Origin of the sequence: Aquabacterium sp., assembly GCF_034003525.1 — a bacterium.
GTDB lineage: Bacteria > Pseudomonadota > Gammaproteobacteria > Burkholderiales > Burkholderiaceae_C > Aquabacterium.
In genome coordinates, this window is record NZ_JAVEYN010000020.1 from 43,782 (window position 1) to 69,829 (window position 26,048).

Sequence of the window (26,048 nt, forward strand, 5' to 3'; positions counted from 1 at the left end):
CGGATGCAGGGGAGAGCGGCGCGCCGGAGTTACTTCCAGTCTTCTTCAGACTTGGTCGTGCACTCTGGGTCGGCCGAGTTCACGTTGCAGCGGATCTTCTTGATCACTTTCAGGCCGCGCTTGTCGTACAGGCCCTTCTGGGCGATGTCGATGCGGGACTCACGCAGCATCAGCGTGTACTTGTAGGCGTTCTCGGCGCTCAGATCCATCCAGGTGGCCGGAGGGATGCCGGCATCGGCCTGCCTGATCAACTGCATGGCCCGATCGAACTGGCTGCTCCAGTACTCACGCGACTTCAGACCGAATCCGTCCGGAAAGCGGGTCTTGTTGATCACCATCTGGTAGGTGAGGATCATGATCGGAAAGCGCGTGATCGCGCCGTTCTTGCCAATGCCCTTGGCCAGCTCCAGCGGCTTGTAGGCCAGGCTCGGTGCCGCGATCATGTCGAGGGCGCCGTTGTTGAACTTGGTCGAGAAGTTGGTGATGTCGGCCGACACCGGTTGCGCGCCGATGCGCTGGATCATCACGGCCTGCGCCTTGTCGTGGTCGAACGCTGCGATGCGCTTGCCGGCCAGCGCCTCGATCGTGTTGATCTTGCGGTCGCTGACGATGGGGTAGGCGGCGCCCAGAGGAATGATGCCGCCGACCTCGATGTTGCCGTCGGTCATCAGCTTGGTGGCAGCCGGCGAGGCATAGGTCTGGATCAGCTTGCGCACCACCTCGTAACTGGCGGGAATGTCGATCTTGCCGTTGCGCACGATGGTGGTGGCGCCCAGCGTGTCGATGGAGCCCGACACGGCGTTGAACTGGCGGATGCGGAAGGCCGTCGCGATCACGGCATCGCACTGGCCGGTGCGGAAATCTTCGGTGGCCACGCGCTCGTCGGTGTAGCCCTTGAGTTCGATGGTGACGCCGTTGCGCTGCATGGCGACGGCGTAGTCCTTGGTCATGTTGAAGAGGTCGCCGGTGGCACCCAACATGTCATACACACAGAACTTTTGACTGGCTTGCGCACTGCCCATCGCGCTCAGCAGCACCCCAATGGCCACACCGTACTTGCCCAACTTCATGCTGTCTCCTCGGTACCCCAAAAGACAAGGGCCTCGACTGCGGGCCCTTGCTTGAACCGGCTGCGCCGGTCAGATCTGATCACTGTTGTGATCTAAAACAGTCGTTTACAACTATAGCCATATGGGCCTGAGATGGGGTCATTTTGCGGCCCGCACCCAGGGGAAGGGAATTCCCTGTGGGTGAGGCCGGATGCGCGGCATCAATTCAGGAAACTGCCAGCGTCAATATCAGCGCCAGCCTTGTCGTCCCAGAACTTGCCCAGCGAGCCCACCGGCGTGCGGGTGCCGGCGTTCTGGGTCCACATGCGGTCGGAGATGTTCGTGATCTGCGACTGGGCAATGGCGTCCAGCAGGCGGTACTCGGTGCTGGGCTTGAAGTTCTCGGCCGTGCTGAAACGCTGGATGACGCTGCGCAGACGTGGCTTGTTGTCGGTGGACTGCGCGGCGATGGCGGCCATCACGTGGGCCAGGCGCACGCCTTTGTGCTCGCCAATGCCCATGGCGGTGTCGAAGGTGCCTTGCACGTCCTTGCCGGCATCGGCGCCGGGGATGATGCTCCACACCACCGCACGGGCAGCCTGGGGCACGCCCCACCACTTGACGTTGTCCAGGCAGTTCATGGCGCGTTCGACCTGAGGCGCGATGTCCGTGGGTACGCCCACGGCCTGTTGCGAGGCGATGTCGTTCTGCATGGCCTGCAGGCCGCCGACCGAGCCCAGCAGGTACACCATCTCGTCGAAGTCACGCTTGAAGCGTGGGCACTCTTCGCCGTACTTGAAGTAGTACTTCTGCTGCAGCTTGAGCTTCATGCGCAGGAAGGCGGTGTACTGGCGTTCGGCTGCGGTGGCCAGGAGGCGCTTCTGGGTGATGCGGGCGTCCAGGGCTTCGTCGGCGCGCTTGTCACGCGAGGCGCGCAGGTAGCGCATCTCCTCGGTGATGGCCTGGTTCTCGGAGCACACGCCCGCGGAGCTCAGCATCACGGTTTCCATCAGGGACGGGTCGCCGTAGAAATTGCGGGCGGCGCCGACCAGTGGCGTGTTGATCATGGAGAAGCCGCAGCCCATTTCAACGTCGCTGAGGGTCAGCACGGGCGGGGTGAAGCCGTCTTCCAGGATGCTCAGCGTGGTGCCGGCGACGTTGGACTGGATCAGGGCGCAGCCACTCAGGGTGAGGGCCGAAACAGCCGCAGCGGCGGAGGCAAGCAGGCGTGTAAACCGAAAGGTCATCAGAAGGTCTCCAAGTGGCGCCGTGCGCCATAAAAGTCCCTCTGATTCTAGGAAGCGGCTTGGACGGGCCCCTCCGGCTCACACTAGGGATAGCCCCCGCAGCCCCTCACTTCGGGGAATGAAAAAGGCCCGTCTGGGACGGGCCTTGCTGTGGGTAAATCCGGGGGTCAGCGGATGGGCTTGAAACGCACGCGCTTCGGACGCGCGCCTTCTTCACCCAGGCGCTTCTTCTTGTCGGCTTCATATTCTTGATAGTTGCCATCGAAGAAGAACCACTGCGAATCACCTTCGCAGGCCAGGATGTGCGTACAGATGCGGTCGAGGAACCAGCGATCGTGGGAGATGATCATGGCCGAGCCAGCGAACTCCAGCAGTGCATCTTCCAGGGCGCGGAGGGTTTCGACGTCCAGGTCGTTGGAGGGTTCGTCGAGCATCAGCACGTTGCCGCCCTGGGCCAGGGTCTTGGCCAGGTGCAAGCGCCCGCGCTCACCGCCCGACAGGTTGCCCACGAGCTTTTGCTGGTCGTTGCCCTTGAAGTTGAAGCGGCCGATGTAGGCGCGCGAGGGCATCACGAACTTGCCGACGACGATGTTGTCGAGACCGCCCGAGACGTCTTCCCACACGGTCTTGTCGGCAGCCAGGCCTTCACGGCTCTGGTCGACGAAGGCCAGTTGCGCGGTCTTGCCGATGACGACTTCGCCGCTGTCCGGCTGTTCGACGCCCTGGATCATGCGGAACAAGGTCGACTTACCAGCGCCGTTGGGGCCGATGATGCCGACGATGGCGCCTGCGGGCACCTTGAAAGACAGGTTGTCGATCAGGCAGCGGTCGCCGAAGGACTTGGTGACGTTCTTGAACTCGATGACTTCATTGCCCAGGCGCTCGGCCACGGGAATGAAGATTTCGTTCGTTTCGTTGCGCTTCTGGTATTCGACGTCGCTCAGCTCTTCGAAGCGGGCCAGACGGGCCTTGCTCTTGGCCTGGCGACCCTTGGTGTTCTTGCGCACCCATTCCAGTTCCTGCTTCAGGGCCTTGGCGCGGGCGTCTTCGGTCTTCTGTTCCTGCTCCAGGCGCTTTTCCTTGGCTTCCAGCCAGTCGGAATAGTTGCCCTTGTAGGGGTGGCCGGCGCCACGGTCGAGTTCCAGAATCCACTCGGCGGCGTTGTCCAGGAAGTAGCGATCGTGGGTGATGGCCACCACTGTGCCGCTGTAGCGTTGCAGGAACTGCTCCAGCCAGTCCACGGACTCGGCGTCCAAGTGGTTGGTGGGTTCGTCGAGCAGCAGCATGTCGGGCTTGGACAGCAGCAGGCGGCACAGGGCCACACGGCGCTTTTCACCACCGGACAGGTTGCCAATGATGGCGTCCCAGGGCGGCAGGCGCAGCGCGTCAGCGGCCAGTTCAAGTTGCAGGTCGGTGTTCTCGGAGCCACCGGCAGCGATGATGGCTTCCAGCTCACCTTGTTCGGCGGCCAGGGCATCAAAGTCTGCGTCGGGCTCGGCATACAGCGCATAGACCTCGTCCAGGCGCTTCTTGGCAGCCAGCACGCCGCCGATGCCTTCTTCCACGGCCTCACGGACGGTCTGCTCGGGGTTCATGACCGGTTCCTGGGGCAGGTAGCCGATCTTGATGCCCGGCATCGGGACGGCTTCGCCCTCGATGTCCTTGTCCACGCCCGCCATGATTTTCAGGAAGGTGGACTTGCCGGAGCCGTTCACGCCCAGCACGCCAATCTTGGCGCCTGGGAAAAAGCTCAGGGTGATGTCTTTGAGGATCTGACGCTTCGGGGGAACGATCTTCCCGACGCGGTTCATGGTGAAAACGTACTGGGCCATGTAGGTATGTGCTTGCGCGCACGACAAGGTGCGCGACGTGGAGACGCCAAACCCTATAGCTTAAGGCAAGCGCGCCCTTTGCGCACAGATCGCGGCGCAAGAATGACCGTTTCACTCAGATCACGCCTGTTTCAGGTGCGGATCGGGTGAGAGGGCGGGTCGGCTCAGATTTGCAGCACGCTCTGGCGGGCCAGCCAGGCGCTCACATCGGCCTCGGGGGCGTCGATGGCCCATTGCTTGCGCCGACCGCTGGCGCCGCGCAGCAGCGTGACACGCGCCTGAGGCACGCCCAGCTCGCTCGCGAGCCATTTGCGCAGGGCCTCGTTGGCTGCGCCATCGACCGGTGGAGCCGACAGACGCACGCGCAGGGCACCGTCATGCCAGCCCACCAGTTCGGTGCGCTTGGCATTGGGTGAGACGCTCAGGTCGAGGATGATCTTGGGCTGCGGGCCTTTGCCTTCCAGGCGCAGGCAGGGCCAGGGTGGGTAGGGAGGATTCATGCCGTGCAGAAATGAACAACCCGGCCAAGGCCGGGTTGGGGCACCCCTGTGAGCAAGGGCGTCAGTGGGGCGAACCCGTCGGCAATCAGGGCTTGTTGCCGGTCGGGAACGGCCACGCGGCTTGCGGGCTCAGCGTGGTCTTGGCAGCCGGGGCGGCAGGCTTCTTGGCAGGAGCCGGCTTGGCGGCGGCCTTCTTCGCAGCCGGTTTGGCGGCCGGCTTGGCTGCGGGTTTGGCCGCAGGCTTGGCGGCCACGGTCTTGACAGCGGCCTTCTTGGCCGGAGCTGCCTTCTTCACGGCCACAGCCTTCTTGGCGGGTGCGGCTGCCTTCTTCACGGCGACCTTCTTGGCCGGCGCGGCGGCCTTCTTCACCGCTGCTGCCTTTTTGGCGGGCGCGGCGGCCTTCTTCACGGCAACCTTCTTGGCAGGTGCTGCGGCTTTCTTCACAGCGACCTTCTTGACGGCGACCTTCTTGGCCGGTGCGGCTGCCTTCTTGGCAGGTGCGGCCTTCTTCACAGCCACAGCCTTTTTAGCGGGTGCAGCTTTCTTTACAGCGACCTTCTTGGCCGGAGCGGCTTTCTTTGCTGCCACTTTTTTTGCAGTTGCCATACGTATCTCCTTGATCAAGTTGCAAAGAGCACTGCACTGCCATGCGCAGCACAGGGATTCATCACCCGTCGCCCCCTAGGATCTGGGCGCGGTGTGGTGAATGGGGTGGGCCGGGGGCTCATGTCGGGGCTGGTCCAGTGCTCTGTGCGTGGCTTGGATCAATCCCAGGACAGGGCGCCGCCCGACTGGTATTCGATGACACGGGTTTCGAAGAAGTTGCGTTCCTTCTTCAGGTCGATCATTTCGCTCATCCAGGGGAAGGGGTTCTCTTCATTCGGGAAGAGTTCTTCCAGGCCGATCTGCGTGGCGCGACGGTTGGCGATGTAGCGCAGATAGCCCTTGAACATGGAGGCGTTGAGGCCCAGCACGCCACGTGGCATGGTGTCCTCGGCATAGGCGTATTCGAGCTCGACGGCCTGGAGAAACAGGGCCTTGATCTCGGCCTTGAACTCGGGGGTCCACAAATGCGGGTTCTCGAGCTTGAGCTGGTTGATCAGGTCGATGCCGAAGTTGCAGTGCATCGACTCGTCGCGCAAGATGTACTGGTACTGCTCGGCCGCGCCGGTCATCTTGTTCTGGCGACCCAGCGCGAGGATCTGCGTGAAGCCGACGTAGAAGAACAGGCCTTCCATCAGGCAGGCAAACACGATCAGCGACTTCAGCAGGGTCTGGTCGTTCTCGGGGGTGCCGGTCTTGAAGTTCGGGTCCATGATCGCCTCGATGAAGGGGATCAGGAACTCGTCCTTGTTGCGGATGGAGGAGACCTCGTGGTACGCGTTGAAGATCTCGGACTCGTCCAGGCCCAGGCTTTCAACGATGTATTGATAAGCGTGGGTGTGGATGGCTTCTTCAAACGCCTGACGCAACAGGAACTGGCGGCACTCAGGTGCCGTGATGTGGCGGTAGGTGCCCAGCGTGATGTTGTTGGCGGCCAGCGAGTCGGCGGTCACGAAGAAGCCGAGGTTGCGCTTGATGATGCGGCGCTCGTCTTCGGACAGACCATTGGGGTCCTTCCACAAGGCGATGTCGCGCGACATGTTCACCTCTTGCGGCATCCAGTGGTTGGCGCAGGTGGCGAGGTACTTTTCCCAGGCCCACTTGTACTTGAAGGGCACCAACTGGTTAACGTCGGTCTGGCCATTGATGATGCGCTTGTCGGCCGCATTGACGCGACGGGTCGAGGCGCTGGCGGCCAACTGTGCTGTCGGTGCAGCGCCCTGAGATGCCGATGGCATCGGGGTTGCAGCGCTGATCGACGGTGACGCCATCGTGTTCCGTGCGACGCCTGATGAGGGGGGCACAGAACCAACAGGTGTTGAAGAGGCGTTGGAGGAATCTTCTTCCCAGACCAGCATGGTAAATATCCTATGGCATCAGATTATGGAAGGGTGTTGTGATAAACACCAAGCACTTCTTGACAAATGCGGGCAGCAGTTGTTGCTGCCGTGCATCGAAACACGTCAGAAGGTGCATGAATACGGGGATTCAGGGCGACAGGCTTGGCAGCGTGTCGCCCTTCGTCTTCATTGGCAGGCTTCGCAGTCGGGGTTGTCGATGGAGCAGAACTTCACATCGGTGGCAGGCTCAGCGGCTGCGGCGGTGGCCACCGGGGCGGCATTGGAGACCGCGTTGAGTTGGCCCCGCGAGACCGTCGACTTCTCGGCGTGCGTGGCGCTCATGGTGCGCAGGTAGTAGGTGGTCTTGAGGCCACGCACCCACGCCAGTTTGTAGGTTTCATCGAGCTTCTTGCCCGATGCGCCGGCCATGTAGATGTTGAGCGACTGGGCCTGGTCGATCCACTTCTGGCGACGCGAAGCGGCTTCCACCAACCAGATGGGCTCGACTTCAAAGGCCGTGGCGTACAAGGCCTTGATGTCCTCGGGCACGCGGTCGATGCGGCGCAGCGAACCGTCGAAGTGCTTGAGGTCCATCACCATCACGTCGTCCCAAAGGCCGAGCTTCTTGAGGTCGCGCACCAGGTACTCGTTGACGATGGTGAATTCGCCCGACAGGTTGGACTTGACCGAGAGGTTGCCGAAGCAGGGCTCGATCGAGGCATCGACGCCGACGATGTTGGAGATGGTGGCCGTGGGCGCAATGGCCACGCAGTTGGAGTTGCGCATGCCGTGCTGGGCGATGCGGGCGCGCAGCGCGTCCCAGTCCATCGTCACCGAGGTGTCGACTTCAACATAGCCACCGCGTTGTTCTGCCAGCAGCTTGAGCGAGTCGATGGGCAAGATGCCGCGATCCCACAGCGAGCCACGGTAGCTGCTGTAGCGGCCGCGCTCTTCGGCCAGCTCGGTCGAGGCGAGGTAGGCGTAGTAGCAGACGGCTTCCATCGAGCGGTCGGCGAATTCGACCGCAGCTTCACTGGCGTACGGGGTACGCAGTTGGTACAGCGCGTCCTGGAAGGCCATGATGCCCAGGCCCACCGGGCGGTGGCGCAGGTTGGAGTCACGCGCCTTCTTGACGGCGTAGTAGTTGATGTCGATGACGTTGTCGAGCATGCGCATGGCGGTGCGCACGGTCTTTTGCAGCTTGGCGTGGTCGATGCCACCGTCCTTGATGTGCTGAGACAGGTTGACCGAGCCCAGGTTGCACACGGCGATCTCGCTGTCATTGGTGTTGAGCGTGATCTCGGTGCACAGGTTGGACGAGTGCACCACACCGACGTGCTGCTGCGGCGAGCGCACGTTGCAGGCGTCCTTGAAGGTGATCCAGGGATGGCCGGTTTCGAACAGCATGGACAGCATCTTGCGCCACAGGTCCACGGCCTTGATGCGCTTGAAGGGCTTGATCTCGCCGCGGTCGGCCTTGGCCTCGTAGGCGGTGTAGGCCTCTTCAAAGGCGATGCCGAACTTGTCGTGCAGGTCGATGCAGGTGGAGGGCGAGAACAGCGTCCAGTCGCCACCTTCCATCACGCGACGCATGAACAGGTCCGGGATCCAGTTGGCCGTGTTCATGTCGTGGGTGCGACGGCGGTCGTCGCCGGTGTTCTTGCGCAGCTCCAGGAATTCTTCGATGTCCAGGTGCCACGATTCCAGGTAGGCGCAGACGGCGCCCTTGCGCTTGCCACCCTGGTTCACGGCCACGGCGGTGTCGTTGACCACCTTCAGGAAGGGAACCACGCCTTGCGACTTGCCGTTGGTGCCCTTGATGTGCGAGCCCAGGGCGCGCACCGGGGTCCAGTCGTTGCCCAGGCCGCCGGCGAACTTGCTCAGCAGGGCGTTTTCCTTGATGGCTTCGTAGATCCCGTCGAGGTCATCGGGGACGGTGGTCAGGTAGCACGAGGACAGCTGCGAGCGGCGGGTGCCAGAGTTGAACAGCGTCGGGGTGGACGACATGAAGTCGAAGGACGACAGCAGCTCGTAGAACTCGATGGCGCGGGCTTCGCGGTCGATCTCATTGAGGGCCAGGCCCATGGCAACACGCATGAAGAAGGCCTGCGGCATCTCGATGCGTTGGCCGTCGTGGTGCAGGAAGTAGCGGTCGTACAGGGTCTGCAGGCCGAGGTAGTCGAAGTTCAGATCGCGCTCGTACTTCAGCGCAGCGCCCAGGCGGGCCAGGTCGAACTGGGCCAGCTTCTCGTCGAGCAGTTCGGCTTCGATGCCCTTCTTGATGAACTTGGGGAAGTACTCGGCGTAGCGCGTGGCCATGTCGGCGTGCGTCACTTCTTCGCCCAAAATTTCGCGGCGGATGGTGTGCTGCAGCAGGCGGGCGGTGGCGCGGGTGTAGCCGGGGTCGTGCTCGATGCGGGTGCGCGAGGCCAGGATGGCGGCCTTGTAGACCTCGTCGATCGAGACGCCGTCGTACAGGTTGCGCTGGGTTTCGGCCAGGATGGGCGCGGCCTTGACGTCGTCGCCCAGGCCTTCGCAGGCGGACTCGATCAGGGCTTGCAGCGCGGGCAGGTCGAGCGGGACGCGCTGGCCGCGGTCGATCACGGTGAGGGTGGGCAGGGCGGCGGCTTGCTGTTCGGCCGCCTGCTTGGCGCGCTCCTGGGTGCGGCGTTCACGGTAGAGCACGTAGGCGCGGGCGACCTCGTGGTGGCCGCCGCGCATCAGGCCCAGTTCGACCTGGTCTTGCACGTCTTCGATGTGGAAGGTGCCACCGCTCGGACGTGAGCGCAGCAGGCCACGCACCACGGCTTCGGTCAGGTTGTCGACGTCTTCACGCACGCTGGCCGAGGCAGCTCCTTGCGTGCCATGCACGGCCAGGAAGGCCTTCATCAGGGCGACAGCGATCTTGCTGGGCTCGAAGGCCACGACCGCACCATTGCGACGGATGATCTGGTAGCCGGCGTATGCCGATTGGCGCGGCTCGGTGGCCACGGCGGATGCGCCTGTGAAAGCAGAAGACGAGGGCGGCAAGGTGCTGGACGTGGACGTTTGCATGGAGTTCCCTTGGGGTTCGTCGGGCCGCACGACCAAGCGTGGCGGGCCCCAGATTCAGGCTTCCGAGCCCGACAAGGGTTCGTGGAGGCCACTGCGTTCGAGCACTATATCTGGTGTTTGGCGACATCGCAAGCACTACAGGTAGTGTTTGCGTGACCCCCTGGGGGCGGGGGAAGTCCCCAGGGGTGCCCACGGAAAAACGGACTTTCCCTTGCAGAAAGACGCATCAGGTCTGGGTCTGGCCCCAAGGAAAAACCTGATCCGGCCAGCTTGTGAGCATTTGTAACTGGCGCCAGTCGAAGGCGCATCCGGGATCTCGTTTGCGACCCGGCGCGACGTGCTCGTGCCCGGCCACCTGCGTGATCGGGTAGTGCTGTGCGAGGGTGCGCAGCAACTCGCTGAGGCGGGCGTACTGGACGGGCTCGAAGGGATGGTCTTCCAGCCCTTCCAGCTCGATACCCACCGAGTAGTCGTTGCAGTTGTCGCGTCCTTGCCAGCTGGAGCGCCCGGCGTGCCAGGCCCGGTCGTCGACAGAAACGAACTGCAGCAACTCGCCATCACGGCGGATGACGAAGTGCGATGAGACTTCCATGCCGCGGATCAGGTCGAAGTAGGGGTGGGCGTCCCAGTCCAGCTGGTTGGTGAACAGCTGCTCGATCTCGGGGCCACCGTACTCGCCGGGAGGCAGGCTGATGGAGTGGATCACGGCCAAGGTCACTGCCGTGTCGGAGGGGCGGGGTCCGTGGTTGGGGGACGGTACCGCGCGCGCGTCGCGCAGCCAGCCGCCCGACCACCGGGACTGAGGGTCACTCTGCATCGGGGTCGAAGCGTTCGCCCAGCACCACACCGTGATCGGTGATCTGCACGCCAAGGCGGGCCATCCGGTAGCGCATCTGGCGCAGCGACAGCCCCAGGCTGGCGCCCGCAGCCGTGCGGTTGTAGCGGTGCTTCTCCAGTGCCCGCACCAGGATGTCCCGCTCGATGTGGTCGAGGTGGGTGGCCAGATCGGATGGCAAGGGCTCAGGCTCGGCTGTGGGGGCAGCAGGCGCGGCCAGCTCGGTCAGCGGTGCGGGTTGGGTGGGCTCAAATGCAGAGTCTGGCGCGAATGTCGCGTCCTGCGCGGTCTCTGTGGCGCACGCGATGCCCAGGTCTTCGGCTTCGAGAATGGCGTGGTTGCTCAAGGCCACGGCACGCTGCAGCAGGTTCTCCAGCTCACGCACATTGCCCGGGAAGGGGTGCTGCATCAGGGCCTGCATGGCCCTGGGGCTGAGGGTGGCGGGGGCGTGCATGCCGGTCTCGTGGGCGATGCGCTCCAGGATGCGGGCACTCAGCTCGGGCAGGTCTTCCAGGCGCTCGCGCAGGGCCGGCAAGGTGATCTGGATGACATTGAGGCGGTAGTACAAGTCCTGGCGGAAGCGTCCCGCTTTCACCTCGGCCTGCAGGTCCTTGTGGGTGGCGCTGAGCAGGCGCACGTCCACGGCGATTTCCTGGGTGGCACCGACAGGGCGGACGGCGCGCTCCTGGATGGCGCGCAGCAGTTTGGACTGCATGGCCAGCGGAAGGTCGCCGATTTCATCAAGGAAGAGCGTGCCACCGTGTGCGGCCTGGAAGAAGCCCTCGCGGTCTTCCTGGGCGCCAGTGAAGGCCCCTTTGCGGTAGCCAAAGAACTCGGCTTCCAGCAACTGCTCGGGGATGGCGCCGCAGTTGACGGGGATGAAGGGGCGCTCGGCGCGCACGCTGACATCGTGGATGGCCCGCGCCACCAGCTCCTTGCCAGTGCCCGACTCACCCCACAACATGACCGGGGCCATGCTGCGTGCCACCTTCTCGATCAGGTCGCGCACCTGCTGGATGGGCGCGCTGCCGCCGGCCAGGCGGGACAGGGCCCGCGAGGGCGGAGGTGCACAGCGCGCGGGCGTGGCCGGGGACGAGGACGCAGAAGCCGCCGAGGCCAGTGCGCCCGGCACCGGTTGGGCCAGGCTGTCCGAAGCGATGGCCGCGGCCACCACCGAGCGGAACTGTTTGAGGTCCACCGGCTTGGTCAGGTAATCGTAGGCCCCGCTCTTGAGGGCGCTCACGGCATTCTCGGCCGACCCGTAGGCCGTGATCACAATGGACTTTTCGTGGCGCCCGGCTGCCTCCAGGCGCCGCAGCAAGTCCAGGCCCGTGCCGTCGGGCAGGCGCATGTCGGTGATCACCGCGCTGAAGGTCTGCTCCTGCAGGTGTTGCCAGGCGTCACCCACGGTGCCGGCAGTCTCGACGTCATAGCCCTCGCGCAGCAAGGTCAACTCGTAGAGGGTGCGCAGGTCGGGTTCGTCGTCAACAACCAGCAGGCGATGAAGGGCAGGGGAGCTCATGCGATGTGGAGGGGGGATCCCTGGGGTTCGATCGGCATCGTGACGAAAAACTCGTTGCGGTGGCGCACGGCAGGGGGGTGTTGCCGGTAGTCGATGGCTGCGCCATGGCGCTCGCACAACTCCTTGCAAATATACAGGCCCAGGCCCGTGCCCCGGCTGCGGGTGGAGAAGAAGGGCTCGAACAAGGAGCGCTCGGTCTCGGCCGTCAGGGGCTCGCCGTCACTGGCCACCGACAGGACCAGCATGGCGCCGTTTTGGCGGGCAGGTCGCCACGTCAACGTGACCTCGATGGCCCCGGGTTGACCGCTGCCGTGGCGCAAGGCGTTGTCGAGCAGGTTCACCAGCACGCGCTGCAGGTGCTCGGGCTCGAAACGCACGCGCAGCGGCGCTGGAGCCTGGTCCAGCTGCTGGGTGCGAAGCTGCAACAGCGACTCCGGGCCGTCTCCCAGACCGTGGGTGAGGCGCCATTCGTTGCAGATGGCCTGGACGGTTTCCAGCGGGTCGATCGCCGGGGCCGGGGGACGTGCGCCGGGCGCCACGGCCAGGATGTCGTCGACGATGTGCTGAAGCCGGACGACGTTCTCCGCAATCATCCGTGTCAGCCGATGTTGGGTCGGTGTCGTGGCGTCTTCTCCCAGCAGCGCATTGGCCTGCGAAATGGCGGCCAGCGGGTTGCGGATTTCGTGCGCGATCCCGGCCGACATGCGGCCCATGGCCGCCAGCTTGTCCTGCCGTTGGCGGGCCCGCACGATGCGCAGGTCTTCCAGCCACAGCATGCACATGTCTTCGGCCTGGATGGCCTTGTGCCCCCGTGTGAAGCGCACCCGCACACGCAGGTCGCGGCGGCTGCCATCGTCAAAACGCAGCAGCACTTCCTGGCCCGTCTCCGCATGCAGCGGTGCGTTCACGGCGTTCTCGACCGCCATGACCAGCCCGACCCAGGCGGGGACGCCGCGCAGCTGAAATGGGGCGGAGGGCGTGAGGCCTTGCGCGCTCAACAGGCGGCGCGCGGCCGGGTTGGCGGTGCGCACCCGGCCTTGACGGTCCACCACCAGCACACCCTCGCTCATTTCTTCCATCACCAGGCGGTTCAGCTGGGCCTGCTGGCGGGCCAGCTCCAGGCTGCCGCGCGCGCTGCGCTCTTCACGCGCCACACGAGCGGCCAACTCACTGGCCAGCGCGGCAATGGCGAACAGGCCAAACCCGGTCAGCCCGGCCTCGGTCAACTGCGCACTCAGGTTCGAGGTGAGGGTGCCCTGGACCCAGGCCGCGGCCAGCAGGTTGATCGACGCCACGGCCGCCACGGCCAAGGCGACCAGCCTGGGCATCAGCACGCCGGCCATCAACACAGGCAGGGCCAGCAGGGCCTGCGTATTGAGCGCGGTGTTCATCAGGTGCTGAAGCAGCGAGAAGAACACCAGATCCAGGCCAATGCTCAGCACCGCCTGACGCGGGCTGAGCGTCGTGGGCGCGAGTGGGTGGGTTGTCCGCTGGCTTGCCCGCGTGGAGGGCCATGCCCACAGCAACAGGGCCAGGCTGGCGTAGCCCACGGCCGTGACGATCCAGAGCGGTGAGCGATTGCCCATCAGCCAGTTGCCGGCGAGCAAGGCGAGCAGCACCACGGCGAGCAGGGCGCGGGCGCTCAGGAAGGTGCGGTAGGTGCGCAGAAACGAGAGGCTGTCTTGCGGATTGGGGGCCCCGTCGGTGACATCGGCCTGGGTCGTCGGCCAGGGCGCGTCACCTGGGCCGGAACCGTCAGCGGCCGTGCTGGGTTCGAAGCGTCCGAACCATGGGGCGGCCGGATCCCGGGGATGGGGGGGCATGTCGGATGGCGCTTCAGTGTGAGGAGGGGCCAGCGTCGCGGTGGGCGGCGCTGCAATAGGCCCGTCCGGCGGTGTCCCGGCACGCCTCGCTGGCGGGCAGGTGGACGCCGCAGTGGGCGCAGGCGACCATGTCTTCGACCTGGGGCGGCTGCGCTGGTCCGGTCGTCGCGGTGGTGGCTGCCGGACGCTGCTTGCGCTTGAGCTGGCGGGCCTTCCGCAGGAACGGCGAGTACAGCAGCCACACGACGACCACGGCAATGAGCAGGTACTTCAACATGGGTGCCTCAGACGGGGCTGCCGCGGTGGAGGATCACCTCCAGCACGAAGCGTGATCCGACATAGGCCAGCAAGAGCAGCGCTGAGCCGGCGACCAGCCAGCGGATGGCCAGACGCCCTCGCCAGCCAAAGCGCTCGCGCCCCACCAGCAAGATGGCGAACACCACCCACGACAGCACGGAGAACACGCTTTTGTGGTCCCAGCGCCAGGGCGTGGTGAACCACAGGCCCAGCAGCAAGGTGAGCGAGAGCATGACGAAGCCGGCCCACACGAACTGCAGCGTCAGCGCTTCCAGGCGCAGCAGTGGCATCCCCAGCGCCTGCCCGCCATGGCGGGCGCGCAGCGGCAAGGTGCCCGAGGCGCTGGGCGGGGCGCGCAACTGCCGCTCGGCGTGGCGCCACAGCGCGGCGTGCAGCAAGGCGGCGCCAAACAGGCCATAGGAAGCAAAGCCCAGCAGCCAGTGCAAGGGCGCCCAGGTGGCGCCATGTGCCGGTTGCACCTGCCCGGGAAACAGCCAGCCCAGGGCCACGGTGAGGGCTGCCAGTACGGCCAGCACCCGGCGCACACCAGGCAGGCCCAGGCGGCGGCTCTCGAAGGCGTACACGGCCACGACCAGCCAGCTGGTGATGGACAAGGCCGTGCCGAAGCCGAAGCGCGCGCCCATCGAGTTTCCCTGGATGACCACCGTGTCGAGCACGATGGCCACCGCCTGTGCCAGCCACCCCACCCACAGCGCCGCCCAGATCGGGCGTTCGTGGCGCACCAGGCCCCCTTGCGGGCGTCCCGGCCAGGCTGCGGCAAAGAAATAAGCCAGTATGGCCAGCAGGCTGGGCCAGAGAGCGGGTTGCGAAGGCAAGGCGGGCGATAAAATCATGGATCAAGTTTACGAGCACAAGCAGCGATTTCATGGCATCCAACCTCACAGAACGACTCAGTCGCCTGGTCAAGACCATGCGCGGCCAGTCCCGCATCACCGAAACCAACGTGCAGGACATGTTGCGTGAGGTGCGCATGGCGCTGCTGGAGGCCGACGTGGCGCTTCCCGTGGTGCGCGACTTCATTGCGCGCGTCAAAGACAAGGCGCTGGGCCAGGAGGTCGTCGCGTCGCTGACGCCGGGCCAGGTCCTGGTCAGCATCGTGCAAAAGGAGCTCTCGGCCACCATGGGCGAGGGCGTGGCCGACATCAACCTGGCCGCTCAGCCCCCGGCGGTCATCCTGATGGCCGGTCTGCAAGGTGCCGGTAAAACCACCACCACGGCCAAGCTGGCCAAGCACCTGATCGAAAAGCGCAAGAAGAAGGTGCTCACCGTCTCAGCTGACGTGTACCGCCCCGCCGCCATCGAGCAGCTCAAGACTGTGACCGCGCAGGCCGGGGCCGAGTGGTTCCCCTCGACGCCGGACCAAAAGCCCGCCGACATCGCGGCCGCGGCCATCGATCACGCGCGCCGCCACTACTTTGACGTGCTGCTGGTCGACACCGCCGGCCGTCTGGCCATTGACGAAGCCTTGATGGCGGAAATCAAGACCCTGCACGCCCAGCTCAACCCGGTCGAAACCCTGTTCGTGGTCGATGCCATGCAGGGTCAGGATGCCATCAACACGGCCAAGGCCTTCAAGGAGGCGCTGCCCCTGACCGGTGTGGTGCTCACCAAGCTCGACGGTGACTCGCGCGGCGGTGCGGCCCTGTCGGTGCGCCAGATCACGGGCGTGCCCATCAAGTTTGCCGGCGTCTCGGAGAAGATCGACGGCCTGGAGGTGTTCGACGCCGAGCGCCATGCCGGCCGCGTGCTGGGCATGGGCGACATCGTGGCCCTGGTCGAAGAGGTGCAAAAGGGCGTCGACATCGCCGCTGCCCAGAAGCTGGCCGACAAGGTCAAGTCTGGTGCCGATTTCGACCTCGAAGACTTTCTGGCCCAGATCAGCCAGATGAAGAACATGGGCGGCCTGTCGGGCCTGATCGACAAGCTGCCCACCGAGATCGCCTCCAAAGCCGGCCAGGCCGACATGGACAAGGCCGAGCGCGACGTGCGTCGCATGGAAGGCATGATCCGCGCCATGACGCCCCTGGAGCGTCAGAAGCCCGAGCTCATCAAGGCCAGCCGCAAGCGCCGCATCGCCATGGGCGCGGGGGTGCAGGTGCAGGACGTCAACCGCATGCTCAACCAGTTCGAGCAGATGCGCACCATGATGAAGAAGATGAAGGGCGGCGGCCTGTTCAAGATGATGAAGCGCATGGGCGGCATGAAGGGCCTGCCTGGCATGGGCGGCATGGGCCGCTGAGCCCCCTTGACACGGCTTGTCACGCCTTGCGCGCAAGTTTCGATTGATTCTGCTGCGAGCCGCTGTTAGCGTGTCTACTTGATCACTGCGTGCGCGTACAGAACATGATGGATTGGCTGTCGTTGTGGCCGGTTTTGCTGGTCGGGAGTGTCGGTGCCGTGGGCGTGGCTGCCGCATGGCGTTTTGGCCGTGCCCGTTTGGCTGCCAACCAGGTTACCCGGCCTGCCTCTCCCCAGGGTGGCGATCACCGCTCGCGCAAACCGGGGCGACCGGCCGCCTACGACAGCCTCGACACCGTGATGGACTGGGAGCCCGGCTCCACCCGTCTGCTCACCCACGCCGAGCGCGAGGCCTATCACCTGTTGCGCAAGGCCTTGCCCGATCACATGATCCTGGCCCAGGTGCCCGTGGCCCGTTTCATCAAGGTGCCCACGCGCAACTCCTACGCCGAGTGGTTGCGCCGTGTCGGTTCGCTGTGTGTGGACCTGGTGGTCTGCGACCTCGCCTCCCACGTGCTGGCCGTGGTGGAGATTCGCCAGCCCGCTGCGCAGGAAACCGACCGCACCCGCCGCCGCCACACACGCATGGACAAGGTGCTGCGCGCCGCGCACATCCCCGTTCACGTCTGGCTCGAAGAATCCCTGCCCGACCCGCTGCACGTGCGTGAAGCGATCCTGGGGGCCGATGCCGCCAGTGTCGACACATCGTCCCGGGAGTTTTCGATGTCCTCCGCCGAGAGCAGCCGTGCCCGGCGCGACGCCGAGGCGGCGGCGGTGGTGGCCTCCATGCGCACCGGCGGCCTCATGCAGGGCATGTCCGTCAAGGAGAATGGCGTGGACTTCAACCTTGACGATCTGGATGAGTCCGAGTCGGCGGGGGAGGGGCGCCATGCCGCCACCCACCGCGATCCGCCGCCATCGACGTGGTTCGACGACCTCGAGCCCACCATGCCCGCCCCGCTGGACGAGATCCCCCCGTCACAACGCTCGCGCTGAGCGCTGGCCGGCTGGGGCGATTCAGCTCCGCTCTGATCAGCTCAGCAAGGCCTGTGCAAACTCGCGGGCCTTGAAGGTCTGCAAGTCTTCCAGCTTTTCGCCCACCCCGATGAAATACACGGGCACGTGCTTGTGACGCTCGCGCGACCACAAGGCGATGGCGGCCAGCACGCCACCCTTGGCCGTGCCGTCCAGCTTGGTGACGACCAGGCCCGTCAAACCCAGGGCCTCGTCAAAGGCCTTGACCTGCGAGAGCGCGTTCTGGCCCGTGTTGCCATCGACCACCAGCAGCACCTCGTGCGGGGCGCTGTCCATGGCCTTGCCAATCACGCGCTTGATCTTGCGCAGCTCTTCCATCAGGTGCAACTGCGTGGCCAGGCGGCCGGCCGTGTCGGCGATCACCACGTCGCAGCTGCGCGCATGCCCGGCCTTGACTGCATCGAAGGTCACCGCCGCCGGATCGCCGCCTTCCTGGCTGACGATCTCGACGCGGTTGCGATCGGCCCACACCATCAACTGCTCACGGGCCGCCGCGCGGAACGTGTCGGCCGCGGCCAGCAGCACGCGTTGCCCGGAATCGGCCAGGTGGCGGGTGAGCTTGCCGATGGTCGTGGTCTTGCCCGCGCCGTTGACGCCAGCCACCATGATCACCGTGGGCGTGTGGTGCCCCACCTCCAGCGCTTGTTCCAGCGGTTGCAGCAAGTCGGTGATGGCATCGATCAGCAGCGCCTTGACCTGAGACGGTTCGGTGGCCTTGGCCTCCTTGACGCGGCGCTTGAGGTCTTGCAGCAGAAACTCGGTGGCCGACACGCCTGCATCGGCCATCAGCAGGGCCGATTCCAGCTCCTCGTACAGCGCGTCGTCGATTTGCGTGCCCGTGAACACCTGGGCAATGCTCGAGCCCGTCTTGCGCAGGCCGTTGCGCAGCTTGTCCATCCACGAGCGGCGCTCGGGGGGCGGGGCGCTGGCGGGGGGCTCCGCGGCGGCCGGGGAGGCGGGCACAGGTGCAGCCTCCGGGGTAACCGGTGCGACCGGCGTGACCGGTGCGGGTGCCTCCACCAGGGGAGAGGCGGGCGTGTCAGCCTGAGGCGCCTCGGGCGAGGTGTCCTGGGGCAACGGCTCGGCTGGCGTGGCGCCCCACCCCAGCTTTTTCTTGATGAAACTGAACATGCGCCGATTGTAGGGGCGCAGGCTTTTTACAATGCCGTCTTTGATGCCCCACACCATGACAAACCGACCTTCCTCCCGCTCCCGTCGCCCGGAACGCTCCGGCACGGCTACCGACCCGACGGCAGCCGCCCGAAAAGTGGCGCGCACGGCGGCACAAGAGGTGCGGATCCTGGGCGGGCAATGGAAGCGCACCCCCTTGCCGGTGCCCGTGTCGGCCGGCTTGCGCCCCACCCCCTCGCGCGTGCGCGAAACCCTCTTCAACTGGCTGGGCCAGGACCTCTCAGGCTGGCGCGTGCTCGATGCCTTTGCCGGCAGCGGGGCGCTGGGCCTGGAGGCAGCGTCGCGCGGGGCAGATGAGGTCTGCCTGCTCGAACGCGACCCGGCTCTGGTGCGCGCGTTGCAGGCCACCCAGGTGCGCCTCAAGGCCACCCAGGTGCTGGTGCTGCAGGCCGATGCGCTCAGCTGGATGGCCCAGCCGCAGCGTGCCGGACGCTTCGACCTTGTCTTCCTCGACCCGCCGTTTGACGCCGACTGCTTTGCGCCGGCCCTGGCTGCGGCGGCACGCTGTGTGCCGGTCGGCGGCTGGCTGTACCTCGAAGCCGACCGGCTGTTTGGGGACGAGGACGCTGCCGTGCGTGCCGCCGGCTTGCGCCTCCATCGCCACGGACAGGCGGGTGCCGTGCACTTTCACCTTTTCCAGCGCATGGCTGATGCCGCACCGGCAGACGGGTCGGCGGGCTGAGATTTACACTGCGGGTCAACCCGAGGGTTGATGCCCGCGCAGGAGCTCTGATTGATGTCGTCCCCTTTGTTGACTGCGGTGTACCCCGGCACCTTCGATCCCATGACCCTGGGCCATGCGGACCTGATGCGCCGGGCCAGTCGCCTCTTTGGTCACCTGGTGCTCGCCGTGGCGGCCGGGCACCACAAGAAAACGCTGTTTTCTCTGGAAGAGCGTCTGGACATGGCCCGCGAAGTGGCCAGCGAGTATCCCAACGTCGAGGTGGTCGCGTTTTCGGGGCTGCTGAGCGAGTTCGTCCGGTCGCAAGGCGGCCAGGTCGTGGTGCGCGGCCTGCGCGCGGTCAGCGACTTTGATTACGAGTTCCAGATGGCGGGCATGAACCGTCACCTCATGCCGGAGGTCGAAACCGTGTTTCTGACCCCCTCTGACCAGTACCAGTTTGTCTCGGGCACCTTCGTGCGCGAGATTGCCATGCTGGGCGGCGACGTTGCCAAGTTCGTTGCGCCGACGGTGCTGGAGCGCCTGAAGGCGCGTGTGGCCCGGCCGTCGGCCTGACCGGCACGTGCCGTTTCATTCACCCCGCGAAGCAAGCAGGTCAACACCGTGGCACTGACAATCACCGAAGAATGCATCAACTGTGATGTGTGCGAGCCCGAGTGCCCCAATCAGGCCATCTCGATGGGCGAGACCATCTACGTCATCGACCCCAACAAGTGCACCGAATGTGTGGGGCACTTCGACGAGCCCCAGTGCGTGCAGGTGTGCCCGGTCGAGTGCATCCCTGTCCACCCCGATCATGTGGAAACGCGCGAGCAGCTGATGGCCAGGTACCAGCGCTTGCAGACGCAGGCCCTGGCGCAGCCGACCTGATTCAGCCAGCTGATCAGAGCTTGGCGCGCTCTTGCGTGGGCTCGGCCGTGAGCGGCGTCAGCGAGCGGTAGCGCGGCCAGGCGGGCTCGCGTTTGACGCTGCGTGTGCGGTCCGATCGGTTTTCATCGGCCGCGTTCTTTTCTTTGGCTTTTTGACGAGGCCTTGGCGCGCGCTCGGTCGGTGCGGGCGTGCGCGCCTGCACATCGAGGCGCTCCTGTCGCTGGCGATCCCGCGTCATCGTGTTGAGCAGCTTCTTGTCACGCTGCGCCATGGTGGCGCTGTGGCGCACCTGACTGGCCACGCGCGCGTCATCGTGCCCGATCAGGGCCCGCCCGCCGTCGGGGCAGGGGTGTTGGCGGTATTCGGTGCGGCCCTGCGCGTTCTGGCAAACATGCAGGGGCGTCGCGCGTGCCGGCGCAGGTGAGGGTCGTACGTCCGTGCTGACGGCGGTGCGCGCTGCGGTGCGTTTGCGGGCCTTGCGCTCAGCTTGGGCCTCAGAGGCCGACCAACTGGCCGTGCAAAGGCTCAAACTGAGCACCGCGACGGCCCAGGCCAGAGCGCGGTGGGGGTTTGAAACAGATCGAAGTTGCGGGGCCATGTGTCCTCCCTGTGCAATGGCCGGCCCCGAACACCGCTCGCCTCATGAGGTGGGCTTGTCGTCATTCGGGGCAGTGGTCGTGAGCGCGGTGCCGCTCTCGGGCTTGGCTTCGGCCGGGGGCAGCACCTTGCGCGGGGGCTTGGGCCGTTGCGGCTGGGCGTGAATCAACGCAGTGGCCTTGGCGGTGTCGCCAGCGAGCAGCAATTCGGTGGCGTCGAGCGCCTGAGCGATGCACTTGAAAACGGCTTCGCGTTCGGCCTGAGGGGGCTTGCGCAGCACATAGGCGGCCACCTCGTGCTTCACGCCGGGATGGCCGATGCCCAGGCGCAGGCGCCAGTAGTCGGGCGAGCCCAGTTGACCGTGGATGTCCTTGAGGCCGTTGTGCCCACCGTGGCCACCGCCTTTTTTCAGTTTGACCTGGCCTGGGAGCAGATCGAGCTCATCGTGGGCCACCAGCACTTCGTCGGGGGCAATCTTGAAGAAGCGCGCCAGGGCCGCCACCGACTTGCCGGACAGGTTCATGTAGGTTTGCGGCTGCAACAGCCAGACAGGTCCCTGCGGCGTGTTCGCGCGCGCCACCAGACCGTGATAAGCGCGGTCGGGCTGCAGCGTCACCTTCAGGCGACGCGCCAGATCGTCGATGTACCAGAAGCCGGCGTTGTGGCGGGTGTCTTCGTATTCCGGTCCGGGGTTGCCCAGGCCGACAAACAGTCGAATCATGATGGTCGCGGATTATGGAGAGGGGCCTACAAATGGAAAAGCCCCGCCAAAGCGGGGCTTGACTCAAAGCCCGAAGGCTTTGTCGGCAGAGCCGAACAAGAATTACTTCTTGCCCTTCTTGCCCTTGGCGGGTTCGGCAGCAGCCACGGGAGCGGCGATGACTTCCTCGACCGGCTCGACCACGGTGGCGATCAGCGGGTTCTTGTGGCCGTGGGTACGGACCTTGATGTGCTTGTCCAGAACCAGGTCGTTGACGTGGATGGTTTGACCCTTCACGACGTTGGCCAGGTCCACGGTCAGGAACTCGGGCAGCTGCTCAGCCAGGCACTCGATTTCCAGTTCGGTCACGGCATGGTTGATGATGCACTTGTCGACCTTGACGGCTTGCGACTGCTCTTCGTTGATGAAGTGCAGGGGAACCTTCTTGTGGATCTTGGTGGTGGCGTCGATGCGTTGGAAGTCGACGTGCAGAACCAGTTGCTTGAACGGGTGCTTCTGGTAGTCGCGCAGCAGGACCTTTTCAACCTTGCCATTCAGTTCCATCTCGAGGATGGACGAGTGGAAGGCTTCCTTGCGCATGGCGTGGTACAGCGCGTTGTGGTCCAGCTCGATGTTCTTGGGCTCTTGGCCAGCACCGTAAACGATGCCAGGCGTCTTGCCGTTGTTGCGCAGGCGGCGGCTCGCTCCGGTCCCCTGCAGATTGCGCTCAAAAGCGGTGAATTTCATGGAATGCTCCAAGTGGGTATAGCGCCCGCGACCAGGCGCTGTGAAAAGACCGAGCCTGTGACGGTCCGGTCAGAGAAAGCGGATCAGAAGTTGGCGTTCTGTTCCGCGAAGAGGGAGGTGACCGAGTCGCCGTCGGTGATGCGGCGGATGGTCTCGGCGAACAGGAAGGCCGTCGAGAGCTGGCGGATCTTGGCCGTGCTCTTGGCGGCGTCGTTCAGCGGAATGGTGTTGGTGATCACGACTTCGTCGAGGGCCGAAGCCTTGATGCGTTCGATGGCCGGGCCCGAGAACACGGCGTGTGTGCAATAGGCGTACACGCTCTTGGCGCCACGATCCTTCAGCACTTCCGCGGCCTTCACCAGGGTGCCGGCGGTGTCGATCATGTCGTCCATGATCACGCAGTTGCGGCCATCGATTTCACCGATGATGTTCATCACCTCGGACACGTTGGCCTTGGGGCGACGCTTGTCGATGATGGCCAGATCGCAACCTAGTTGCTTGGCCAGGGCACGGGCGCGCACCACGCCACCGACGTCGGGCGACACGACCACGAGGTCGTCGTACTTCTTGGCTTGCAGGTCGGACAGCAGCACCGGGGACGCATAGATGTTGTCGACCGGGATATCAAAGAAGCCCTGGATCTGGTCGGCGTGCAGGTCCATGGTCAGGACGCGGTTGACGCCGACGGCTTCGAGCATGTTGGCCACGACGCGCGCCGAGATGGGCACGCGGGTGGAGCGCGGACGGCGATCCTGGCGGGCGTAACCGAAGTAGGGGATGACGGCCGTGATGCGCTGGGCGGAAGCACGCTTGAGCGCGTCGACCATCACCAGCAGTTCCATCAGGTTGTCGTTGGTGGGGGCGCAGGTGGACTGCAGCACGAAGACTTCGCGGCCACGCACGTTCTGCTGGATCTCGACGGTGGTCTCGCCATCGGAGAAACGTCCGACCGAAGCCTTGCCCAAGGTGATGCCGAGGTTGGTGGCGATTTCCTGAGCGAGCGCCGGGTTGGCGTTGCCGGTGAACAGAACGGTATCGGAGATCATGATGGGCCGACCTTGGGGTCTTGTGCTGATAACAAAAAAGCACTTGCCCAGCACCTTGCCCTCAGGAGATCCTGATGCGTTGATCAGGACAGACAGCCTTCGCGGAAGGTGTAGGGCAGGTGTGTGATTCGGTGATGGTGCCGAATTTTAGAAAATTTGGCAGGGGAGGAAGGACTCGAACCCTCGCATGTCGGAATCAAAATCCGATGCCTTAACCAACTTGGCGACTCCCCTACACAGGTCTCAAAACTGCGCTGACTTGCGTCTTTGCTGCCTTGCTACCTAGTAGTCTGTACTCTTGTTCAGAGCCTTCTATTCTAGATCAGCTTTTGCATGTTTTGCAAGTCTGTTGCTCATTTGCATCATGCTTTCGATGTCATCAATCAGCGACCTGATCGAGCATCTTGAGCAGTGGGTGCTGAGGCAGACCGCGACATACGCGACCGATCCACAATGCGTCATTCAGGCCCAGATCGCTTGGCTGGAGAGAGGTCAGGTGGTTGGCTTGTTCGGGAGGGATCCACGAAAAAACCGTGCTGCCTGAACCTGTCATCCGGCTGTTGCCGAACTGGTTCTGCATGACTTCAAGTGCCAGGCCAATGTCGTTACCGGATTCGCTGCTGGCTTGGTAAGCCACCGCGGCATCCTGCAAGTCGTTTTGACCGAAGCGCTTGGGCGCTGCAAGAAAGTCTGCAACTATAGCAGGCTTTGTGTCGCGTTTCAACGCATCGCTGCCAAAAATCGCGGCGGTGGGCACGGCGATGGCGGGTTTGAGCAACATCAAGGGCGTTTGCAGCAGCTCGTCGGGCAGGGCCAACGGTGTGATCTGCTCGCCAATGCCTTCGACCCAGGCGTTGTGACCGCGCACGAAGAACGGCACGTCGGCGCCCAGGCGCACGGCCAAGGCCAGCAGGCGGCTGCGCGTCCAGTGCAGGCCCCACAGCTGGTTGAGCGCCAGCAGCACCGTGGCGGCGTCGGAGCTGCCGCCTCCCAGGCCGGCGCCCCAGGGCACGTGTTTTTCGATGCGGATGTCGCAGCCTTGCGAGGTGTGGCTTTCGGCTTGCAGCAGGCGCGCGGCCTTCAGGCACAGGTCGTCGTCGGGCAGGGCCACGGTCAGGTCGTGGCGGCGGATCTGGCCGTCAGGGCGGGTTTCGATGTGCAGGGTGTCCTGCCAGTCGATGAGCATGAACACCGACTGCAGCAGGTGGTAGCCATCCGGGCGTCGCCCGGTGATGTGCAGGAAGAGGTTGATCTTGGCCGGGGCGGGCAGGTGGTGCAGGCTGGGCATGGCAAAAGACGGTGCCGTGAGTGGGGGCCGGAGAACCGGCGCCGGGGGTCAGCGGTCGAGGTAGACCTTGATGTGGATGGCGCGCTGTTGCTCGCTCGCGCTGCGCGTGGCCTGGATGCGTTGCTCGCCGAGTTCGCGGGTGTCGATGCGCCAGCCAGCCTGCTCGAACACACCGGGTTGATCGTCGGGCGTGCTGGGCTGTGTGGGGTCGGGCTGACCTTGCATCCAATGCACCAGGCTGCGCAGAGGCAGGGCCTCACCCAGGGTCTGGCGGCTGAGCTCATCGAGGTCGGCGTAGGTTTGGCGCCCCTCCTGGCTCACGACCCAGGCCTCATCCGCGTGCCAGCCCACTTGGGCCATCAGGGTGCCCAGGGGGGTCATGAGGTCGAGCAGGCCCTGGTCGGTGTGGCCGCTGAAGAAAAAGCCCAGGCTCAGGCCTTTGGCGGGCAGGTCTTGCCAGGCCTGCAGCTTGATGCTGAGTTGGCCTTGCAGGGCCAGACGAGGGGAGCCCTCGTTGGTGCTGGAAGCCGTGGTGCCAGGGGCGTCGGCGGGCGGGTGCGGCACCGCAGCGAGGTGGCCGCACCCGCTCAGGGCGCAAGCCAGCCCCAGCAGGCCCAGACGGCTTGGCCAGGCCGCAAGGAGAGGGAGGGCACGCATGGGGGTCAGGGCTTCACGTTGAAGCGTTTCAGCACTTCAAGCAGGGTTTCGTTGTCGCGGTCGAGTTGCAGGCCCTGGCGCCAGATGTCGCGGGCGCGCTCGGTCTGTCCTTGTGTCCACAGGACTTCGCCAAGGTGGGCGGCGATCTCGGCGTCGGGGCGGGTCGTCCAGGCCTGGTTGAGCAGGCGCAGGGCTTCGTCGATGCGGCCGAGGCGGAATTCGAGCCAGCCCAGGCTGTCGGTGATGAAGGGGTCGCCCGGGCGCAGGGTCAAGGCGCGCTCGATCAGCGGGCGCGCTTCATCGAGACGGATGCCGCGATCGGCCAAGGTGTAACCCAGGGCGTTGTAAGCGTTGGGACTGTCGGGAGCGAGGTTGATGACGGTCTTGAGCAGTCGCTCCATCTCATCGTAGTGGCGCAGGCGTTCAGCCATCATCGCGCGGTCGTACAGCAGATCGGACTCTTCCGGGAATCGCTGAGTGGCTTCGCGCAGGACCTCATAGGCCTCCTGCCATTGGCGCGCGTCGCGCAGGATCTGCGCTTCGGCCTGGAATTTCAGGATGGCATCGCGGGGCTCGGCTTCGGGGATGGCGCGGATGATGGCGCGCGCTTCCGGAATCCGCCCTTGCCGGATGAGCAGGCGGGCGCGTTGGCTCTGGGTCAGCAGCTTTTCGTGACGGGGGTCGGCCCGCTCCATCCAGTCCAGGGCCTCTTGGGTCTTGCCGCGCAGGTCGGCTGCCTGGGCCATCAGCAGGTAAGCCTGTTCGAGGTCGGGGCTCAGGGCGGCGGCCTTGTTGCCGTCGGTCGCGGGGGCGTCCGGCGCGCGTCCTTGAGTGGACTGTGCGCGGGCGAGCACGGGCTGCAAGGCGGCTTCG

25 protein-coding genes and 1 tRNA gene are annotated in these 26,048 nt (G+C 65.1%); 5 read left to right on the top strand and 21 right to left on the bottom strand.

Translation table 11 applies throughout. The features are described from left to right. Positions 1–29: 29 nt before the first annotated feature. From RBT42_RS12185 to RBT42_RS12240, 12 genes are all read right to left on the bottom strand, one after another. Entirely contained in the window at positions 30–1,070 is a 1,041-nt protein-coding gene (locus tag RBT42_RS12185; protein WP_320365473.1) for a putative solute-binding protein, read from the bottom strand. Positions 1,071–1,270: 200 nt separating this feature from the next. Continuing rightward, positions 1,271–2,296, bottom strand: coding sequence for a hypothetical protein (locus RBT42_RS12190; protein ID WP_320365475.1), 1,026 nt, complete (start codon positions 2,294–2,296; stop codon positions 1,271–1,273). Between the two features lie 167 nt (positions 2,297–2,463). Then, complete coding sequence (ettA, locus tag RBT42_RS12195; protein ID WP_320365476.1) at positions 2,464–4,128, bottom strand: energy-dependent translational throttle protein EttA; 1,665 nt, start codon at positions 4,126–4,128, stop codon at positions 2,464–2,466. Positions 4,129–4,292: 164 nt separating this feature from the next. Next, positions 4,293–4,628 (bottom strand): DUF167 domain-containing protein, encoded by a 336-nt coding sequence (locus tag RBT42_RS12200; RefSeq protein WP_320365478.1) that lies wholly within the window; start codon positions 4,626–4,628, stop codon positions 4,293–4,295. An 85-nt stretch (positions 4,629–4,713) separates the two neighbouring features. Next, entirely contained in the window at positions 4,714–5,235 is a 522-nt protein-coding gene (locus tag RBT42_RS12205; protein WP_320365480.1) for a histone, read from the bottom strand. A 158-nt stretch (positions 5,236–5,393) separates the two neighbouring features. After that, positions 5,394–6,590, bottom strand: a complete 1,197-nt coding sequence (locus tag RBT42_RS12210; protein ID WP_320365483.1) for a ribonucleotide-diphosphate reductase subunit beta — start codon at positions 6,588–6,590, stop codon at positions 5,394–5,396. Between the two features lie 168 nt (positions 6,591–6,758). Then, positions 6,759–9,626, bottom strand: coding sequence for a ribonucleoside-diphosphate reductase subunit alpha (locus RBT42_RS12215; RefSeq protein ID WP_320365485.1), 2,868 nt, complete (start codon positions 9,624–9,626; stop codon positions 6,759–6,761). Positions 9,627–9,852: 226 nt separating this feature from the next. Continuing rightward, the gene (gene ampD, locus RBT42_RS12220) at positions 9,853–10,443 is read right to left on the bottom strand and encodes a 1,6-anhydro-N-acetylmuramyl-L-alanine amidase AmpD (protein WP_320365486.1); all 591 of its coding nucleotides are present in this window, start codon (positions 10,441–10,443) and stop codon (positions 9,853–9,855) included. Continuing rightward, a complete protein-coding gene (locus RBT42_RS12225) occupies positions 10,433–11,983 on the bottom strand; it encodes a sigma-54 dependent transcriptional regulator (protein WP_320365488.1) in 1,551 nt (516 codons plus the stop codon). Before RBT42_RS12225 ends, ampD begins: the two co-directional genes overlap by 11 nt. Then, positions 11,980–13,806, bottom strand: a complete 1,827-nt coding sequence (locus tag RBT42_RS12230; protein ID WP_320365490.1) for a two-component system sensor histidine kinase NtrB — start codon at positions 13,804–13,806, stop codon at positions 11,980–11,982. Before RBT42_RS12230 ends, RBT42_RS12225 begins: the two co-directional genes overlap by 4 nt. Positions 13,807–13,819: 13 nt before the next feature. After that, complete coding sequence (locus tag RBT42_RS12235; RefSeq protein ID WP_320365492.1) at positions 13,820–14,083, bottom strand: PP0621 family protein; 264 nt, start codon at positions 14,081–14,083, stop codon at positions 13,820–13,822. 7 nt (positions 14,084–14,090) lie between these two features. Next, positions 14,091–14,957 carry an inner membrane protein YpjD gene (locus RBT42_RS12240; protein ID WP_320365493.1) on the bottom strand — a complete coding sequence of 289 codons (867 nt, stop codon included), beginning with the start codon at positions 14,955–14,957 and terminating at the stop codon, positions 14,091–14,093. 32 nt (positions 14,958–14,989) lie between these two features. On the opposite strand from RBT42_RS12240, the gene ffh reads away from it, so the two are divergent. Beyond that, positions 14,990–16,363 (top strand): signal recognition particle protein, encoded by a 1,374-nt coding sequence (gene ffh / locus RBT42_RS12245; RefSeq protein WP_320365495.1) that lies wholly within the window; start codon positions 14,990–14,992, stop codon positions 16,361–16,363. A 107-nt stretch (positions 16,364–16,470) separates the two neighbouring features. Next, positions 16,471–17,358, top strand: a complete 888-nt coding sequence (locus RBT42_RS12250) for a DUF2726 domain-containing protein (protein WP_320365497.1) — start codon at positions 16,471–16,473, stop codon at positions 17,356–17,358. A gap of 36 nt (positions 17,359–17,394) precedes the next feature. On the opposite strand, the gene ftsY is transcribed toward RBT42_RS12250, so the two are convergent. Then, on the bottom strand, positions 17,395–18,528 hold the full coding sequence (gene ftsY / locus RBT42_RS12255; protein WP_320365498.1) for a signal recognition particle-docking protein FtsY: 1,134 nt from the start codon (positions 18,526–18,528) through the stop codon (positions 17,395–17,397). Positions 18,529–18,583: 55 nt separating this feature from the next. Here ftsY and rsmD point away from each other — a divergent pair, with 55 nt between their 5' ends. Genes rsmD through RBT42_RS12270 form a run of 3 tightly spaced genes read left to right on the top strand, consistent with a single transcriptional unit; the run spans position 18,584 to position 20,140 of the window. Next, the gene (rsmD, locus tag RBT42_RS12260) at positions 18,584–19,270 is read left to right on the top strand and encodes a 16S rRNA (guanine(966)-N(2))-methyltransferase RsmD (protein WP_320365500.1); all 687 of its coding nucleotides are present in this window, start codon (positions 18,584–18,586) and stop codon (positions 19,268–19,270) included. Between the two features lie 54 nt (positions 19,271–19,324). Then, a complete protein-coding gene (gene coaD / locus RBT42_RS12265) occupies positions 19,325–19,825 on the top strand; it encodes a pantetheine-phosphate adenylyltransferase (RefSeq protein WP_320365502.1) in 501 nt (166 codons plus the stop codon). A 48-nt stretch (positions 19,826–19,873) separates the two neighbouring features. Next, on the top strand, positions 19,874–20,140 hold the full coding sequence (locus RBT42_RS12270; RefSeq protein ID WP_320365504.1) for a YfhL family 4Fe-4S dicluster ferredoxin: 267 nt from the start codon (positions 19,874–19,876) through the stop codon (positions 20,138–20,140). 13 nt (positions 20,141–20,153) lie between these two features. On the opposite strand, the gene RBT42_RS12275 is transcribed toward RBT42_RS12270, so the two are convergent. The 8 genes from RBT42_RS12275 to RBT42_RS12310 all read right to left on the bottom strand — a co-directional run. Continuing rightward, positions 20,154–20,738, bottom strand: a complete 585-nt coding sequence (locus RBT42_RS12275) for a hypothetical protein (RefSeq protein ID WP_320365506.1) — start codon at positions 20,736–20,738, stop codon at positions 20,154–20,156. A 42-nt stretch (positions 20,739–20,780) separates the two neighbouring features. Beyond that, positions 20,781–21,458: an aminoacyl-tRNA hydrolase gene (gene pth, locus RBT42_RS12280; RefSeq protein ID WP_320365509.1), complete on the bottom strand. Its 678-nt coding sequence runs from the start codon at positions 21,456–21,458 to the stop codon at positions 20,781–20,783. A 102-nt stretch (positions 21,459–21,560) separates the two neighbouring features. Further along, on the bottom strand, positions 21,561–22,184 hold the full coding sequence (locus RBT42_RS12285) for a 50S ribosomal protein L25/general stress protein Ctc (protein WP_320365511.1): 624 nt from the start codon (positions 22,182–22,184) through the stop codon (positions 21,561–21,563). Between the two features lie 83 nt (positions 22,185–22,267). Further along, positions 22,268–23,230, bottom strand: a complete 963-nt coding sequence (locus RBT42_RS12290; protein WP_320365513.1) for a ribose-phosphate pyrophosphokinase — start codon at positions 23,228–23,230, stop codon at positions 22,268–22,270. 157 nt (positions 23,231–23,387) lie between these two features. Further along, positions 23,388–23,464: transfer RNA gene (locus tag RBT42_RS12295), tRNA-Gln, on the bottom strand. Positions 23,465–23,609: 145 nt separating this feature from the next. Next, a complete protein-coding gene (gene ispE, locus RBT42_RS12300) occupies positions 23,610–24,518 on the bottom strand; it encodes a 4-(cytidine 5'-diphospho)-2-C-methyl-D-erythritol kinase (RefSeq protein WP_320365515.1) in 909 nt (302 codons plus the stop codon). A 48-nt stretch (positions 24,519–24,566) separates the two neighbouring features. Continuing rightward, complete coding sequence (locus tag RBT42_RS12305) at positions 24,567–25,175, bottom strand: lipoprotein insertase outer membrane protein LolB (RefSeq protein ID WP_320365518.1); 609 nt, start codon at positions 25,173–25,175, stop codon at positions 24,567–24,569. Between the two features lie 5 nt (positions 25,176–25,180). Continuing rightward, on the bottom strand, positions 25,181–26,048 hold an 868-nt coding region (locus tag RBT42_RS12310), incomplete at its 5' end, for a tetratricopeptide repeat protein (protein ID WP_320365520.1).